Genomic DNA, 14412 nt, shown 5'->3' with positions numbered 1-14412 from the left:
CTACGGTCCGTGTCATTCGCGCGCAACTCTGTGCGAACGGGCAAGACCCGAGGGGGAGTTGTGCAGGGTTCGAGCACCGGTGCGCGCATCAGATGGAAGCTGAGCGGCAGGCACGCGCTGCTGGGTTCAGCCAGCGTGCTGGCGGTCTTCGCCGCCCTCCTGGCGCCGCTGTCAGCCGAGGCCATCGCGGCGGCGCAGGCGCCCGATCCGGATCAGATCTGGTCTCCGCCCAACACTCCGCTCCCGCAGACCCCCTCGGTTCCCGGGCACCCCGCACCTGCCCCGGCGAAGCTTCCCTCCACCGCCAGTGCCACCGGGGCACCCCGCACCGCGGCGCCCGTGCCATTCGGCGGCCAAGCCACCGTCACCCTCCCGAACGCCTCCACCACCAAGGCCACGTCAGCAACGGTCCGCGCCGGGCAACTCCCCGTCTGGATAGCTTCATCCGGCACTACGCGACAGAGCGCCACCGCCGCGGAGGCGTCGGTTCGCGTCTCGGTGGCCGACCAGAAGGCGATCACGGGAGCGGGTCTTCCCGGCCTGGCGGTCACGCTCGCCCGCACCGACACCGCCCCCACGGGGCGGGTTCAGGTCGGCATCGACATCAGCTCCCTGGACGTCACCTGGGGCGGCGGCTTTGCACAGCGCGTCCGGCTGGTCGGTCTGCCGGCCTGTGCGCTGACCACTCCTACGGTGCCGGCGTGCCGCAAACAGACTCCGGTGCCCTCCCACTACGATCCGAGCACCCACCGCCTGGTCGCCGACGTTGCCCTGCCCGCCGCCGCACCCGGCCCGCGGAACCCGGCCTCGGCCACCGCACCGAAGGCGACCACTGCGCTCGATGCTGCCACCGCACAGCAGATCGTGCTTGCACCCATGGGTGATCCGGCCGGCTCGGCCGGCACCTACGCGGCGACCGACCTCGCCCCCAGCGCGAAGTGGACGGCTGGCTCCTCGAGTGGTGGCTTCTCCTACTCCTACCCGATCCAGGTCCCCCCGGCGTTGGGTGGGGCCGCGCCGCAGGTGTCACTGTCCTACGACTCCTCGTCGGTCGACGGGCGGACCTCGTCGACGAACGCGCAAGCGTCCTGGATCGGCGACGGCTGGGACTACCACCCGGGCTTCATCGAGCGCTCCTACAAGTCCTGCGACAAGGACGGTCTGCAGCACTCGGGCGACGAGTGCTGGGGCGGCTACAACGCCACCCTGTCCCTGGGCGGGCACTCCAGCGAACTGGTGCGCGACGACGACAGCGGCGCCTGGCGGCTCAAGGACGACAACGGATCCAAGGTCGACTTCCTCACCGGAGCGAGCAACGACGATTCGCGCGGCGAGTACGTCCGCGTCACCACCACGGCCGGCACGGTCTACTACTTCGGACTGAACCACCTGCCCGGCGGCGACAAGAGCGACCCGGCCAGCCACTCCGCGTGGGCGGTGCCGGTGTACTCGCCCAACAGCGGCGACCCTTGCTATGACGCGGCCAAGGGCAAGGGCTCGTGGTGCCAGATGGCCTGGCGCTGGAACCTCGACTACTCCGTCGACGTCCACGGCAACCTCACCACCTACACCTACACCGCCGAGGGCGACAATTACGCGCGCGGCGGGGGGCAGAACAACGGTACCGGCACCCTCACTCCCTACACCCGCGGCGGCGCGCTGCGCTCCATCAACTACGGGCAGACGCTGGCCGGGCAGGTCGCTGCCAAGGGCGCGGCCAAACCCGCCGCCACGATCTCCTTCAATCCGGCGCCCGAGGGCCGCTGCGACACCACCGGCGGCTTCACCTGCACAGGCGCCACCTTGTCGAAGACCAACGCCACGCACTGGCCGGACGTGCCCTACGACCAGCACTGCGACGCCAACCCCTGCACCAATTACGGCCCCAGCTTCTGGTCCAACCAGCGCCTGGCCTCCATCACCACCCAGGTGATGTCCAACGGCACGTCCAAGCCTGTCGACTCCTATGCGCTGACCCAGTCCTTCCCCGACCCGAACGACGGCACCAGCAAAGGCCTGTGGCTGCAGCAGATTCAGCGCACCGGATTGGACGGACCCGGCACCCCGCCGCTGCCACCTGTCATCTTCACCTGGACGATGAAACCCAATCGCGTCGACGGCATGGACCTGGTCCCCGCACCGGCCATCTTCAACCGGCCCCGGATCAAGAGCATCACGACCGAGACCGGCGAGAACATCGTCATCGACTACAGCCTGCCGGCTTGCTCCCGGGTGGACCATGTGATGCCCGCGTCCGCGGACGACAACAAGATGAAGTGCTACAACGTCAAGTGGTACCCGCCGGGCACCGTCTACGGGGCGACTCCCGCCTCGGACTGGTTCAACCGTTACACCGTCGATCAGATCACCGAGAACGATCTCGTCGCCCAGTCCCCCGCGAAAATCACCCACTACGGCTACGGCGATGCGGGCTGGCACCGCAATGACTCGGAAATGACCGAGAGCAGTGACCGCACCTGGGACCAGTTCCGCGGCTATGCGACCGTGACCACCACCACCGGCAGCGGGCAGGACGGCCCCATCACCCAGTCCGTCACCAAGTACCTGCAGGGCATGGCCGGCGACGCCCTCGCCGCTGGCGGAACCAAAACCGCCACCGTCGACGACGCACTCGGCGAACACGTCACCGACTCCGACTGGTTGGCCGGCCAGGCCCTGGAAACCGACAGCTACGACAAGGCCGGCGACGGAAACAAGATCACCGCCTACACCGTGCACCGGGCCACGGGCCCGTATCCCACTGCCACCCACAAGCGAGCCGGCTTGACCGGATTCAACCTGGTCGCACGGTATATCTCCACCGGTACGGTGGAGACGAAGAAGAGCTTGAAGGCCGACAACGCTTGGCGCACTACAAAGTCCACCAGCACCACCGACCCCGAGAACGGGAACCATGCGCTGACGCTGCTCACGACTGCTGACGGATTGCCGGACCGATGTGTGCGCACCAGCTATGCCGCTGGTTCCACCGCACAGATGACGGATTTGGTCGACGAGACGCTGACGGTCTCTGGCAGCGGATCATGCACGGCTGTACCCGGGGCGGCAAACACCGTCGCAGACACCAGAACGCTTTATGACAGTAAGGCCTTCGGCCTTGCCGGAGCTCTCGGGGACGACACCTCCACACAAAGTTTGGACCACTACGACGCCTCCGGCCATCCGGTGTTCGTCACCGATAACGTTACCGGCTTTGATAGCTACGGCCGGGTTGTCGCCACCACAGATCCCAACATCACTGACGCCCAAAACCAGGCTGGAGCGGTGACACGCACGGTCTATGGCGTTGCGCAGACCGGTGAGTTGCCGAACAGCGTTGCGGTCACCACGCCGGCCCCAGGAAGCCTGTCCGGCTGGACTACCACCACCACCCAGGACACAGCCCGCGGCTTGCCACTGGTCACTGTCGACGCGAACGGACAGAAGACCACCGAAACATACGATGCGTTGGGGCGGTTGACACAGATGTGGCGACCGGGCTGGGCCACGGGCAACAAACCCAATCTGACGTTCTTCTACGCAGTCAACGGCTCAGCCGGTCCGTCGGCCACCACGACGAACACGCTCAAGGACGACGACACCACCTATACCCAGTCAGTGCAGATCCTCGACGGATTCGGCAGGGTCCGGCAGACCCAGACGTCGCCGGCTCTGTCGGGAATCCCGGGACGGCTCCTGGCAGACACCCTTTACGACTCCCACGGCCGGACACTCGCCACCCGTGCCCCGTACTACGACAAGAACACCTCTCCTACCGGCACCTTGTATCTACCTGTTCCCGGCGATGTCCCCTCGGAGACCAGCACCGTCTTTGGACGGCCAAGGCCGTCCCATTGCCTCAGTGCTCTCCGCTATGGGCGTGGAGCAGTGGCGCACGACCACCGACTACCCGGGCAGCGACGAGACCGACGTCACCCCGCCCAACGGCGGAACACCCATGACTACGATTACCGATGCACGCGACCAGACCAGTCAGGTGTGGCAGTACCGCACATCCACGGCCACGGGTCACCCCGAGGACGCCGACATCACGACCTACGCGTACACCACCGCGGGCAAGCCCGCGACCCGTACGGACGCCACGGGCAAGAACACTTGGACCTATGGCTACGACCTGCGCGGCCGTCAAGTCACCGCCACCGATCCGGACACCGGGACCACCACCCAGAGCTACGACGCCGATAGCCGCCTCGCCAGCGTGACGGACGCGCGCAAGCAGACCCTCGTTTACAGCTATGACTTGATCGGCCGCAAGACCGGCCTGTACACCGGCAGCACCACCCCAGCCAATCAACTTGCGGCCTGGAAGTACGACACCGCCTCAGGCGGGAAGGGCCAGCCAGCGGGATCCACGCGATACGTCGACGGCGTGGCCTACACCACGACGACGACTCTCGGATACGACGCCTCGTACCATCCGACGGGAGCCACGCTCACCATCCCCGGCAGTGAGATCGGGCAGACCACCCCCTTCACGTACACCACCCACCGGCATTACAACCCGAATACCGGCACGCTCAGCGCTACCGATCTCCCCGCCGTCGGCGGTTCATCGGCTGAGACACTCGCCAACACCTACGACGTCAACGGCCCGCTCATCTACACCGCCGGTCAGGTCACATACGACCTGCAGACCAATTACGACCCCTTCGGGCGGGCGATCCGTACCACCCTCAACCCGTGGGGCTCCCAGGTGGTGGCCACCACCAACTTTGATCAAGCCACCGGTCGCGTGATGTCGGAATTCGTCGATAAGCAGACGTCTACCAACGGCGCTGTCGACCAGCACAGCTACACCTACAACGCAGCTGGTCAGACCACCTCGGTCAGCGACATCGAGGACAACACAACCTCCCAGACCGACCTGCAGTGCTTTACGTACGACTATCTCGGTCGCCTCAGCACCGCCTGGACCGACACCGGCGGGACCACCACCCAGCCCCAGCCGTCCGTTCCCGGCATGGGCGGCTGCACCCACACCAGCCCGACGTCAACCGGAAGTGCCACCATTGGCGGCCCCGCGCCGTACTGGACGAGCTACGGCTACGACAAAACTGGCAACCGCACCAGCCTCACCCAGCACAACACAGCAGGAGACACCACTAAGGACATCAGTACGACACAGGGATTTGCCCCGGCCGGCCAGGCCAATCAGCCAACCACTGCGGTTGGCACCGGGGGCGGCACCGGTGGCCCCCATGCCCTGGCCTCCACGACCAGCACTGGCCCCAACAACCCCGGTGCCACGTCATACCAGTACGACGCCACGGGCAACACCACCAAGATCACCACGGCCAACGCTGCTACAACACTTGCTTGGACCGGTGAAGACAAACTTTCCACCGTCGTCAACAGTGCGGGTACCACTACGTATCTCTACGACGCCGATGGGAACCAGCTCATCCGCCGTAACCCAGGCGGCATTACCACCTTCAACCTGGGAAGTGACGAACTCACCTACACCACGGCTACCAAGACGACGATCAATGCTCGGTACTACGCACAACCCAACGGCCTGACCATTGTTCGCCAGGGCAGCACCCGCACCATCCAGTGCACCGACCCGCATGGCACTGCCACACTTGCCCTGGACGCGACCACCCTCGCGGAGACACGCCGCCCGCTCGACCCCTTCGGTAACGCACGCGGTACGCAGCCCACCGCCTGGACCGGCGACAAGGGCTTCGTCGGAGGCACCCAAGACCCCGCTACCGGCCTCACCAACCTCGGCGCCCGCGAATACCAACCCGCGACCGGCCGATTCCTCAATCCAGACCCGCTCCTCGACGCAGCCAACCCGCAACAATGGAATGGCTATGCCTACGCCAACAACACGCCAATCAATGCTGCTGACCCCGATGGCAAGATGATTAAGGATGATGTCACCGGCCTCGGGTTCGGCAACCAAAAGGTAATGAAGGATTGGTATGAAAGCGAGGGATATACGGGCAAGGACGGGAAGGCGACTCAAAAATACAACACCCTCCTGGGGAACTATAACGACTCGTGGCGAACCTATTATCATTCGACCTACTACAAAGCCATCAGGTATCTCGGTATCGAGCGGAAGCTCAGGGATGCCCCCGCTCCCTGGAAAGATCGAAATGTTGTGACAGGAAAGGAAATGCCGTCATCCTGTGATGACGCTTGTCGCGAGATCGTCAAAGCATGCAACGAAGAATGCATGGGTCTCCAGTTGGAGCTCTACATCGCCTCCTTTCCGCCTTCCGAGGGCGGAGGATCTAGCGGCGGCCCCATGGGATGGCTGAAGAAGCATGTTTACGTCCAGGCGAGCTTTTGCCTGGTGGTGATATGTCTGAGTGGTACATTCCAGGACGGCTACGCTATGGTCGGTGGTGGCTTGAATTTGCCGCATCTGAGTCCCGAGAGCGCGGCCAAAGATTCAGGAATGACAGCAGGTAAAATGTTCAGGCAGGGTGTAGGGATGGTCAAGCAGCGAGGATTTGGCCTTTCGCTGAGCACGGGATTGAACTCCGCGACGCCAACCAACCAGAACAATTCATCGATGGGGGGTTGTATTGCTGATGTGTACGGCGGATGCATCGGCGGATCTCCGGCACAAGATGGCGGAAACTTCTACGCGGGTGTCGCGCTGGGTTATGGTGTAACATTCAACGTTGGGAATACTCGGACCTTTGACCTTATTGGCAACAGGTGATCTCAAAAGGGGTCTGCGGTGCTGCAATACGCGGGTAGGGCAATCAAGGCCGCCGATGTGGGGATTTCCGATGTCTGGTTTACTGGGGGAGTCCTGGCATTTGGCATTGTTGCCTGGGTCTTCCATGTCTTCAGGACGCGAAATAGCAGCAAATCTCTTGGTGAGAAAATAATCCCCCATCTAGTGCTTGCAGTATTTTTTGTGATTGTCGGGTCGGCATTCGCATGGGTTCTGTATCATTACATCGAGAATAGCTCTTAGGTCCCGCAATGTGATCTGATGCGCCCAGGGCGGGGCATGCGGGCCAGGCTGCCTGACGCACGGCCCGACCAACGTGACCAGCTGCGATGAGTTTTCGAGCGGCACAGGACCCGGCGTTTGTCAGTGTCCGTTCGGCAGCGTGGTGAACCGTACTGGTTCAGCGAGTGTGCGGCGGGCGCCCTCCTCGTCCGCGGCGCGCGCGGCACGTGTGGCCTCGGCCAGCCTGGGGGGAGAGTTTCGCTGAACTTGAGGCCCCGCAGAGCGTTCCCATCGACCTCGGGCAGGCTCGGGCCGTCCTTCGCATCTGCCAAGGAGCTCGCCCAGCTTTCCGGGGTGAGGTCGTCCCGCAGTCGGATCCAGTGGGCGTTGGCTCGACGGTGTGGTGAGACGGCGGAAGGCAGTGAGGCAGCCAAGGTGACGTTGGCGCGGTGACCGGCCCAGGTCCACCAGCGGACGTCCTCAGTGGCGCGACGGACGATGACCGTTCCTTCGGGATGCACGGCGTTCACGTGTGCGTCGCGGGCCTCCGCATGGCTGTGCCCACGTCAGCGGGGCAACGGCGTCCCGAAACGATCAGTCGTGATGAGGTCGATCCTACGACGTCGGGCTCCGGAGGATCCGGCCGGTGCCGTGCGGGCGGACATCAGCCACCGGGCGTTGCCATCCGCCTTGCGGCGTATACGAGTTGATCCGTTGGTCTGATGTCGGGAGGGTGGTGCTCCGGAAGGCTGAGAGACGTGAATACGCCGAGTTGGACGCGGCGGTGGCCGCTGTGGGCTCCGTTCGCGGCCGGTGTGTGGAGCGGGGTGTACGCCCTGGTCGAGGTCGTCTGGTCGGCGACCGGCACCACCGTGCCCTGGAAACCGCACGAGGCGATCGGCACGCCGGTGCTGCTGCTGTTCGGCGCGCTCGCCGTGCTGGGCGGCACGGCCGGGCTGGCCACCACCCGTACGCTCTCCCGCTCAGGACGGCGGGCCGTCGCCGTGACGCTCATCGCGGTGGTTCCGGTGTTCGTCGTGGGGATGGCCAGTGTGCCGGAGTACTTCGTCACGCTGGCGTCCCTGTCGGGAGTGGAGAGCGTCACCGGGCTGACCTGGGTGCTGCTCAACGCCGCGGGTACCGGCCTGCTGGTGATGGTCGCCCTGTCCCACCGGCGGCGGCTGGCCGGCCGGTGCCCCCGGTGCGGCCAGCGGCACGCGGGGGACCGGTTCGGCCCGCTGGTCCACCCGGACGCCACCGTCGCCTCCCGCCGCGCGCGTACGACGGTGTACCTCCTGATGTGCGGCCTCCTGCCCTGGGCCGGCGTCAAGACGATCTGGACACTCGGCGGCGGCGCGCTGGGCGTCACCGCCGAGGGCTGGCGGAAGGTGAACACGGGCGACTCCGCCGTGGCTCGCGCGCTGTCCTCGGTGGGTATCGACGTCACCGTGCTCGCCGCGGCGTTCGGGATCTTCCTGCTGCTCGGCCTGCTGTACCCGTGGGGCCAGATCTTCCCGCGCTGGGCGCTGCCCCTGGCCGGGCGGCGGGTGCCGCGCATGCTGCCGCTGCTGCCCGCCTGGGTGATCGCGGCGGGCCTGTCGCTCTACGGCTCCGTGCTGGTCGGCTACGCGCCGCTGAGCGCGCTGGGTATCGCACCGCCCGTCGAGCCCAGTGCGCCGTTCACCTCCCGGGGCCGGCATCACCTGGATGGTGCTGTTCGGTGGTCTGGCCTTCAGCGGGCTCGGCTTCGGCCTGATCGTGGCCGCCCGCTCCTACGCGGCACGCACCCGGCCGGTCTGCGCCGGGACCGGCGGCCCCGGTGGGCCTGTCGATCCCGGCGCGGGGGGTCGGACGACCGCTGAGCTCAGCGCGGCAGCGGAAGCGGTGTGCCGTCCGGGATAACGGCCCCTGTTCCGCTGACGCGGACGCGGGGGTCGTTCTCGCGCAGTTCGACGGTGAGGACGCCGGGGCGGCCGAGGTCGTCGCCCTGGTGGAGGGTGAGGGTGGCGGGCGCGGTGACCAGGTGCTGGTCGCGGAGGTACGCGCCCAGCGCGAGGGCGGCCGCGCCGGTGGCCGGGTCCTCGACGACGCCGCCGACCGGGAACGGGTCGCGGACGTGGAAGACGGTGTCCGAGGCGCGCCAGACCAGTTGGATCGTGGTCAGGTCGAGGCTGAGCATGAAGGCGGCCAGCCGGTCGAAGTCGTAGTCGAGCGCGGCCAGCCGCTCGCGGGTGGCCGCGCCGAGCACCAGGTGGCGGGCGCCGGCGTAGGCGATCCGGGGTGCGAAGGCCGGATCGAGGTCGGCGGCGGGCCAGCCGAGGGCTTCGAGCGCCTCGGTGACCACCGCGTCCGGGATCTCCTCGATCCGCGGCTCGACACTGGTGAGGGTGGCGCGCAGCGCGCCGGAGGCCTCCGCGGCGACCGAGACCGGGATCTCGCCCGCGGCCGTCGAGAAGAGCAGGTCACCGGAGCCGATGCGTTCGGCGAGTGCGACCGCCGTGGCGACCGTGGCGTGCCCGCAGAACGGTACTTCGGCCTTCGGACTGAAGTAGCGGACGGTGAGGGAGCGCCCTTCCGTGGCGGTGATGAAGGCGGTTTCCGAGTAGCCGACCTCGGCGGCGACCGCGAGCATCTCCGTCTCGGCGAGACCGGAGGCGTCCAGCACGACGCCGGCCGGGTTGCCACCGGCCGGGTCGTCGGAGAAGGCGGTGTAGCGGAGCACCTCGGTGCCGTGAATGGTCGTCATGAGCTGCATCAACGACGGCCGGCGCCCCGGTGTTCCCCGCCGTCAGCCGCGTCCGATGTACGGCATGGTCGTCGCCATCACGGTCGCGAACTGCACGTTCGCCTCCAGCGGCAGCTCGGCCATGTGCAGCACCGTGCGCGCCACGTCGGCCACGTCCATCACCGGTTCCACCGCCGTCGTACCGTTGGCCTGCTGGATTCCGGTCGTCATCCGGGCGGTCATCTCGGTCGCCGCGTTGCCGATGTCGATCTGGCCGCAGGCGATCCGGTACCCGCGGCCGTCCAGGGACAGGGACTTCGTCAGGCCGGTCATCGCGTGCTTGGTGGACGTGTAAGCGACGCTGTTCGGACGCGGCACGTGCGCCGAGATCGAGCCGTTGTTGATGATCCGGCCGCCCTGGGGGTCCTGCGCCTTCATCGCCCGGAACGCCGCCTGCGCGCACAGGAACGCGCCGGTGAGGTTGACGTCGACGACCGAGCGCCACTGCTCGTACGTGAGGTCCTCCAGCGGCACCGGCGGCCCGAACATCCCGGCGTTGTTGAACAGCAGGCCGAGGGGGCCGAACTCCGTCCGCACCGCCGTGAACAGCCGGTCGACGTCCTCCGGCCGGGTCACGTCCGCCGGTACGACGAGGGTGCCGCCGCCCGCCAGCCGGGCCGTCTCCTCCAGCGCCTCCGTCCTGCGGCCCGCGAGGGCCACCGACCAGTCGGCCCCGGTCAGCGCCAGCGCCACCGCGCGTCCCACGCCGGATCCGGCGCCCGTCACCACTGCCACCTTCTGGATCTCGCTCATGGCACCGCAGGGTATGCGGTGGGATGATGAGGATCAGCGCCACCCCGAAGGATCCGGCGCCGCCCCGAAGTGACGACCGTCCCGCAGGAGGCCATATGCCCGTCGTCGACCCGCTGTCCGACAAGGAGATCGCCGACCGCCTCGCGGAACTGCCGGGCTGGGAACTCGCGGCGGACGGGACCGCTCTCGTCCGCACGTACCGGCTGGCGCACCTGCCCGCCGCGATCCTCGCGGTGCACATCGCGCAGGTGCAGGCCGAGCTGGACCACCACTCGGATCTCACCCTCGGCTATGACACGCTCGGCGTGTCGATCACCACGCATTCGGCCGGCAGCCGGCTGACGGAGAAGGACTTCGGCCTGGCCGGTCGGATCGCCGCCATCGCGCCGGCTCACGGAGCCGAGTAGACGGAAGGCTCAGCCGAAGCGGCGCAGCAGCGCGGACTTGGCGGTGGTGAACTCCTCGTCGGTGAGGATCCCGTCGCGCTTGAGTTCGCCCAGCTCGCGCAACCGCCGCAGCAGTGCGTCCGGGTCCTCGGCGTGGTCGGCCACCCGCTGGGGGAGCCCGTCCTGCGGCTCCGACTGCTTGGCGAGCAGTTCGGGACGCCGTTCGCCCTGATGGCCCTGAGCGGGGTCCGAAGGGTGCGGCAGCCGTGCGGCGACGGCCGCGGCGAGGAGGGCGGTGTGCCCGAGCTCCTTCTTCATGCCCCACAGGACGACGCAGTTGGGGTCGTGCTTGGGCGGCTGGGCGGTGAACTGGGCGCCCTTGACGCGAAAGCGCAGGTGCCCGTTCTCCAGGCCGACGTTGGGGCGCCACTCCACTGCGGCCAGGTCGCGGAGGGCCAGCTCCCGGGCGCCCGCCGACTTCTTGCCCTCCTCCGCCGTCCAGTTCCAGCTGATGGTCACCCGCTCCCCGTCGAAGGTCAGGGCGCCGTCGCCGCCGCCCGCCGACAGCGGCACCTTGGGGCCGGGGAGGAGGTAGGAGCCGGTCGGGCCGGTCGGCACCTGGTTCAGCAACAGCGCGTGGCGCACCTCGTCGGCGAAGTACTCGGCGACGCCCGTGCGGTCCGCGTCGACGCTCACCTGGTACGGGTCGGCCGCGTCCGGAAGGCCGCCGCCCGTGGCGTACAGGAGCGGGTCCGCGCCCTCCCGCAGCCGCAGGCGCAGCCGGCCGCCCTTGCGGCCCGGCTCGTAGGCGATGCCGGCCACCGCTTCGAGCGGCACGGCGACCTCGCCCAGCGTCTGCCGGAGCTTGTGCACCCCCCGGTCACGGCCCGGGACGATACGGATCACCTCGTCGTCGAACGTCCAGGTCCCGTCGTGCGTCAGCAGTTCAGCCATGGGACGATCCTAATTCGCCGGGTGCCGGGCTCCCGGTGGTCTCCGAAAGACCGCGAGGTCCGCGAGGTCCGCGAGGTCCGCGAGGTCCGCGAGGTCCGCGAGTTCCGCGAGTTCCGCGAGGAGCACGGGGAGCCGGGGAGCCCGGCTGAGAGCGTCACTCGCCCGGGTACCGCACCCCGATCTGCTCACGGACGGTGTCCAGGGTGCGCATGATGGCGAGCGTGCCCGACAGCGGCACGAGCGCCGACTGGGTCTCGCCGGCCCGCAGGCACCGCATGACCTCGGCGGCCTCGTGGCGCATGCCGTCGCGCCGCGGCACGTCGGTGACCTCGGAGAGCAGGTACTCGCGGGGCTCGTGGCCGTCGCGGTGCAGGGTGAAGCTCTCGGGGTGGAAGTAGCCGTGCGGGATCTCGATGCGTCCAGTGGTGCCGGTCACCGAGGCCGTGACCGGGGTGTCGGCGGTGATCGAGCAGCTGAGGAGCGCGAGGGCGCCGCTGTCCCAGCCCAGGATGATGCCGGTGTTGTCGTCGACGCCCTCGGGGGTGAGGTGGGCGGTGGCCAGGATGGTGTCGGGCTCGCCGAGCAGCAGCTGCGCGAAGGAGACGGGGTAGACACCGAGGTCGAGCAGCGCGCCGCCGGCCTGGGCGGGGTCGCGGAGCCGGTGGTCGGCGCCGAACGGCCCGGCGATCCCGAAGTCCGCCTGGATGGAGCGGATCTCGCCGATGACGCCGTCCCGTACGAGCTCGCGCATGCGCAGGATCAACGGGTTGCAGTACATCCACATCGCTTCCATGAGGAAGCTGCCGCGCTCGGCGGCCAGCGTGGTGAGCTCCGCGGCCTCGCGGGCGTTGATCGTGAACGCCTTCTCGCAGAGCACGGCGCGGCCCGCCTCCAGGCAGAGCCCGGCGGCGGCGCGGTGCGCGGAGTGCGGGGTGGCGACGTAGACGACGTCGAGGCTGTCGTCCTGTGCCAACTCGGCCCAGCTGCCGTAGGCGCGCTCGATGCCGTAGCGGTCGGCGAACGTCTTGGCCGAGCCGATGCTGCGGGAGCCGACCGCGGCGACCTCGGCGTCCGGCAGGGTCAGCAGTGCCTCGGTGAAGGTGGCGGCGATGCCGCCGGTCGCCAGGATCCCCCACCGGATCGGCCGCTCCCGGTCCACGCCCTCCGAGCCGGAAGCGCCCGCTATGCCGTGCCCGCCGTCTGCGCCATGCTCGTCGTGTCCGCCATGCACCATGCGTCCGCCCCACCAGGTCTCGACCACGTTCGAATCCTGAAAGGATAGGCAACGGTTCGACGATTACCGGGGGGACCCCATGCAGGAAGCCGGCCCGACCGCCGACGCGCGCATATCCGACGCGCGACAGCTCACCGCCCAGCGCCGTACCGGGTGGCTCGTCACACTGGTGCTGGGCGGCCTGACCGCGCTGGCCCCGCTCTCCATGGACATGTACCTGCCGGCCCTGCCGAAGGTCACCGACGCACTCCACAGCCCCGCCGCGACCATCCAGCTCACCCTCACCGCCTGCCTGGCGGGCATGGCGCTCGGGCAGCTGGTCGTCGGGCCGATGAGCGACAAGTGGGGACGCCGCCGGCCGCTCCTGGCCGGCATGGTCGTCTACGTCATCGCCACCGCCGTCTGCGCCTTCGCGCCCAGCGCCGAGCTGCTGATCGCCTTCCGGCTGTTCCAGGGCCTGGCGGGCGCCGCGGGCATCGTCATCGCCCGTGCGGTCGTCCGCGACCTGTACGACGGCGTCGAGATGGCCCGGTTCTTCTCCACCCTCATGCTGGTCTCAGGCGTCGCCCCGGTCATCGCGCCCGTCATCGGCGGCCAGGTGCTGCGGCTCACCGACTGGCGCGGCGTTTTCGGCGTCCTGACCGTGATCGGATCGCTGCTCACCCTGCTGGTCTGGCGGCAGCTGGACGAGACGCTGGCGCCGGAGGACCGGCACAGCGGCGGCCTGCGCCAGACGCTCTCCACGATGCGCGGGCTGCTCGCGGACCGGGTCTTCGCCGGCTACATGCTCGCGGGTGGCTTCGCCTTCGCGGCGCTCTTCGCGTACATCTCCGCCTCGGCCTTCGTCGTGCAGGACATCTACGGCGCGTCCCCGCAGACCTTCAGCCTGCTCTTCGGCGTGAACTCGGTCGGGCTGGTCGCGGTCGGCCAGCTCAACGGGAAGGTGCTGATCGGCCGCTTCAGCCTCGACAAGGCGCTCGGCACGGGCCTCGCGGTGATCACCCTGGCGGCCGTCGCGCTGCTGGTCATGGCGTCCGGGGTGTTCGGCCGGGTGGGGCTCCTTCCGATGGCGGCGGGCCTGTTCGTCCTGATGTCGGCGATGGGCCTGGCGCTGCCCAACACGAACGCGCTGGCCCTGATGCGCACCAAGCACGCGGCCGGCTCCGCGTCCGCCCTCCTCGGTACGGTCTCGTTCCTCATCGGCGCGGTCGTATCGCCGCTGGTCGGGATCGCGGGGGAGCACACGGCCGTGCCGATGGCGGTGGTGCAGCTGGCCTGTGCGCTGATCGCCGTCGGATGCTTCGCCGGGCTGTGCCGCCCGTGGAGTCGTAGGGTGGATGCACCGTAATCGTCAGGAGGC

General features: G+C 68.2%; 9 protein-coding genes. 5 read left to right on the top strand and 4 right to left on the bottom strand.

The annotated features are described in order from the left end of the window. Window positions 1-60 precede the first annotated feature (60 nt). From M2266_RS10405 to M2266_RS10395, 3 genes are all read left to right on the top strand, one after another. Window positions 61-4206, top strand: coding sequence for a hypothetical protein (locus M2266_RS10405; RefSeq protein ID WP_277437927.1), 4146 nt, complete (start codon window positions 61-63; stop codon window positions 4204-4206). Continuing rightward, entirely contained in the window at window positions 4136-6700 is a 2565-nt protein-coding gene (locus M2266_RS10400; protein ID WP_277441144.1) for an RHS repeat-associated core domain-containing protein, read from the top strand. The genes M2266_RS10405 and M2266_RS10400 overlap by 71 nt, the downstream gene beginning before the upstream one ends. Before the next feature lie 998 nt (window positions 6701-7698). Next, the gene (locus M2266_RS10395) at window positions 7699-8802 is read left to right on the top strand and encodes a hypothetical protein (RefSeq protein ID WP_277437926.1); all 1104 of its coding nucleotides are present in this window, start codon (window positions 7699-7701) and stop codon (window positions 8800-8802) included. Between the two features lie 2 nt (window positions 8803-8804). Here M2266_RS10395 and M2266_RS10390 read toward each other — a convergent pair whose 3' ends face one another. Both M2266_RS10390 and M2266_RS10385 read right to left on the bottom strand, forming a co-directional pair. Beyond that, window positions 8805-9695, bottom strand: coding sequence for a PhzF family phenazine biosynthesis isomerase (locus M2266_RS10390; protein WP_277437925.1), 891 nt, complete (start codon window positions 9693-9695; stop codon window positions 8805-8807). 33 nt (window positions 9696-9728) lie between these two features. After that, the gene (locus M2266_RS10385) at window positions 9729-10478 is read right to left on the bottom strand and encodes an SDR family oxidoreductase (protein ID WP_277437924.1); all 750 of its coding nucleotides are present in this window, start codon (window positions 10476-10478) and stop codon (window positions 9729-9731) included. A gap of 95 nt (window positions 10479-10573) precedes the next feature. Here M2266_RS10385 and M2266_RS10380 point away from each other — a divergent pair, with 95 nt between their 5' ends. Further along, window positions 10574-10885, top strand: coding sequence for a 4a-hydroxytetrahydrobiopterin dehydratase (locus M2266_RS10380; RefSeq protein ID WP_277437923.1), 312 nt, complete (start codon window positions 10574-10576; stop codon window positions 10883-10885). Window positions 10886-10894: 9 nt separating this feature from the next. Here the strand turns inward: M2266_RS10380 and M2266_RS10375 are convergent, their stop codons facing one another. Together M2266_RS10375 and M2266_RS10370 are read right to left on the bottom strand one after the other, a co-directional pair. Beyond that, the gene (locus M2266_RS10375; protein ID WP_277437922.1) at window positions 10895-11818 is read right to left on the bottom strand and encodes a DUF4429 domain-containing protein; all 924 of its coding nucleotides are present in this window, start codon (window positions 11816-11818) and stop codon (window positions 10895-10897) included. A gap of 154 nt (window positions 11819-11972) precedes the next feature. Continuing rightward, window positions 11973-13079 (bottom strand): Gfo/Idh/MocA family oxidoreductase, encoded by a 1107-nt coding sequence (locus M2266_RS10370; protein WP_277437921.1) that lies wholly within the window; start codon window positions 13077-13079, stop codon window positions 11973-11975. Between the two features lie 52 nt (window positions 13080-13131). On the opposite strand from M2266_RS10370, the gene M2266_RS10365 reads away from it, so the two are divergent. Beyond that, complete coding sequence (locus M2266_RS10365) at window positions 13132-14400, top strand: multidrug effflux MFS transporter (RefSeq protein WP_277437920.1); 1269 nt, start codon at window positions 13132-13134, stop codon at window positions 14398-14400. The last annotated feature ends 12 nt before the right edge of the window (window positions 14401-14412 follow it).

Origin of the sequence: Streptomyces sp. SPB162, assembly GCF_029504575.1 — a bacterium.
Classification (GTDB): Bacteria; Actinomycetota; Actinomycetes; order Streptomycetales; family Streptomycetaceae; genus Actinacidiphila.
This window is presented reverse-complemented; position numbering and strand designations above follow the sequence as displayed.

Coding starts and splice junctions, on each gene's coding strand:
- M2266_RS10390 (WP_277437925.1), bottom strand. CDS start 9,695: ATGCAGCTCATGACGACCATTCACGGCACCGAGGTGCTCCGCTACACC.
- M2266_RS10385 (WP_277437924.1), bottom strand. CDS start 10,478: ATGAGCGAGATCCAGAAGGTGGCAGTGGTGACGGGCGCCGGATCCGGC.
- M2266_RS10380 (WP_277437923.1), top strand. CDS start 10,574: ATGCCCGTCGTCGACCCGCTGTCCGACAAGGAGATCGCCGACCGCCTC.
- M2266_RS10375 (WP_277437922.1), bottom strand. CDS start 11,818: ATGGCTGAACTGCTGACGCACGACGGGACCTGGACGTTCGACGACGAG.
- M2266_RS10365 (WP_277437920.1), top strand. CDS start 13,132: ATGCAGGAAGCCGGCCCGACCGCCGACGCGCGCATATCCGACGCGCGA.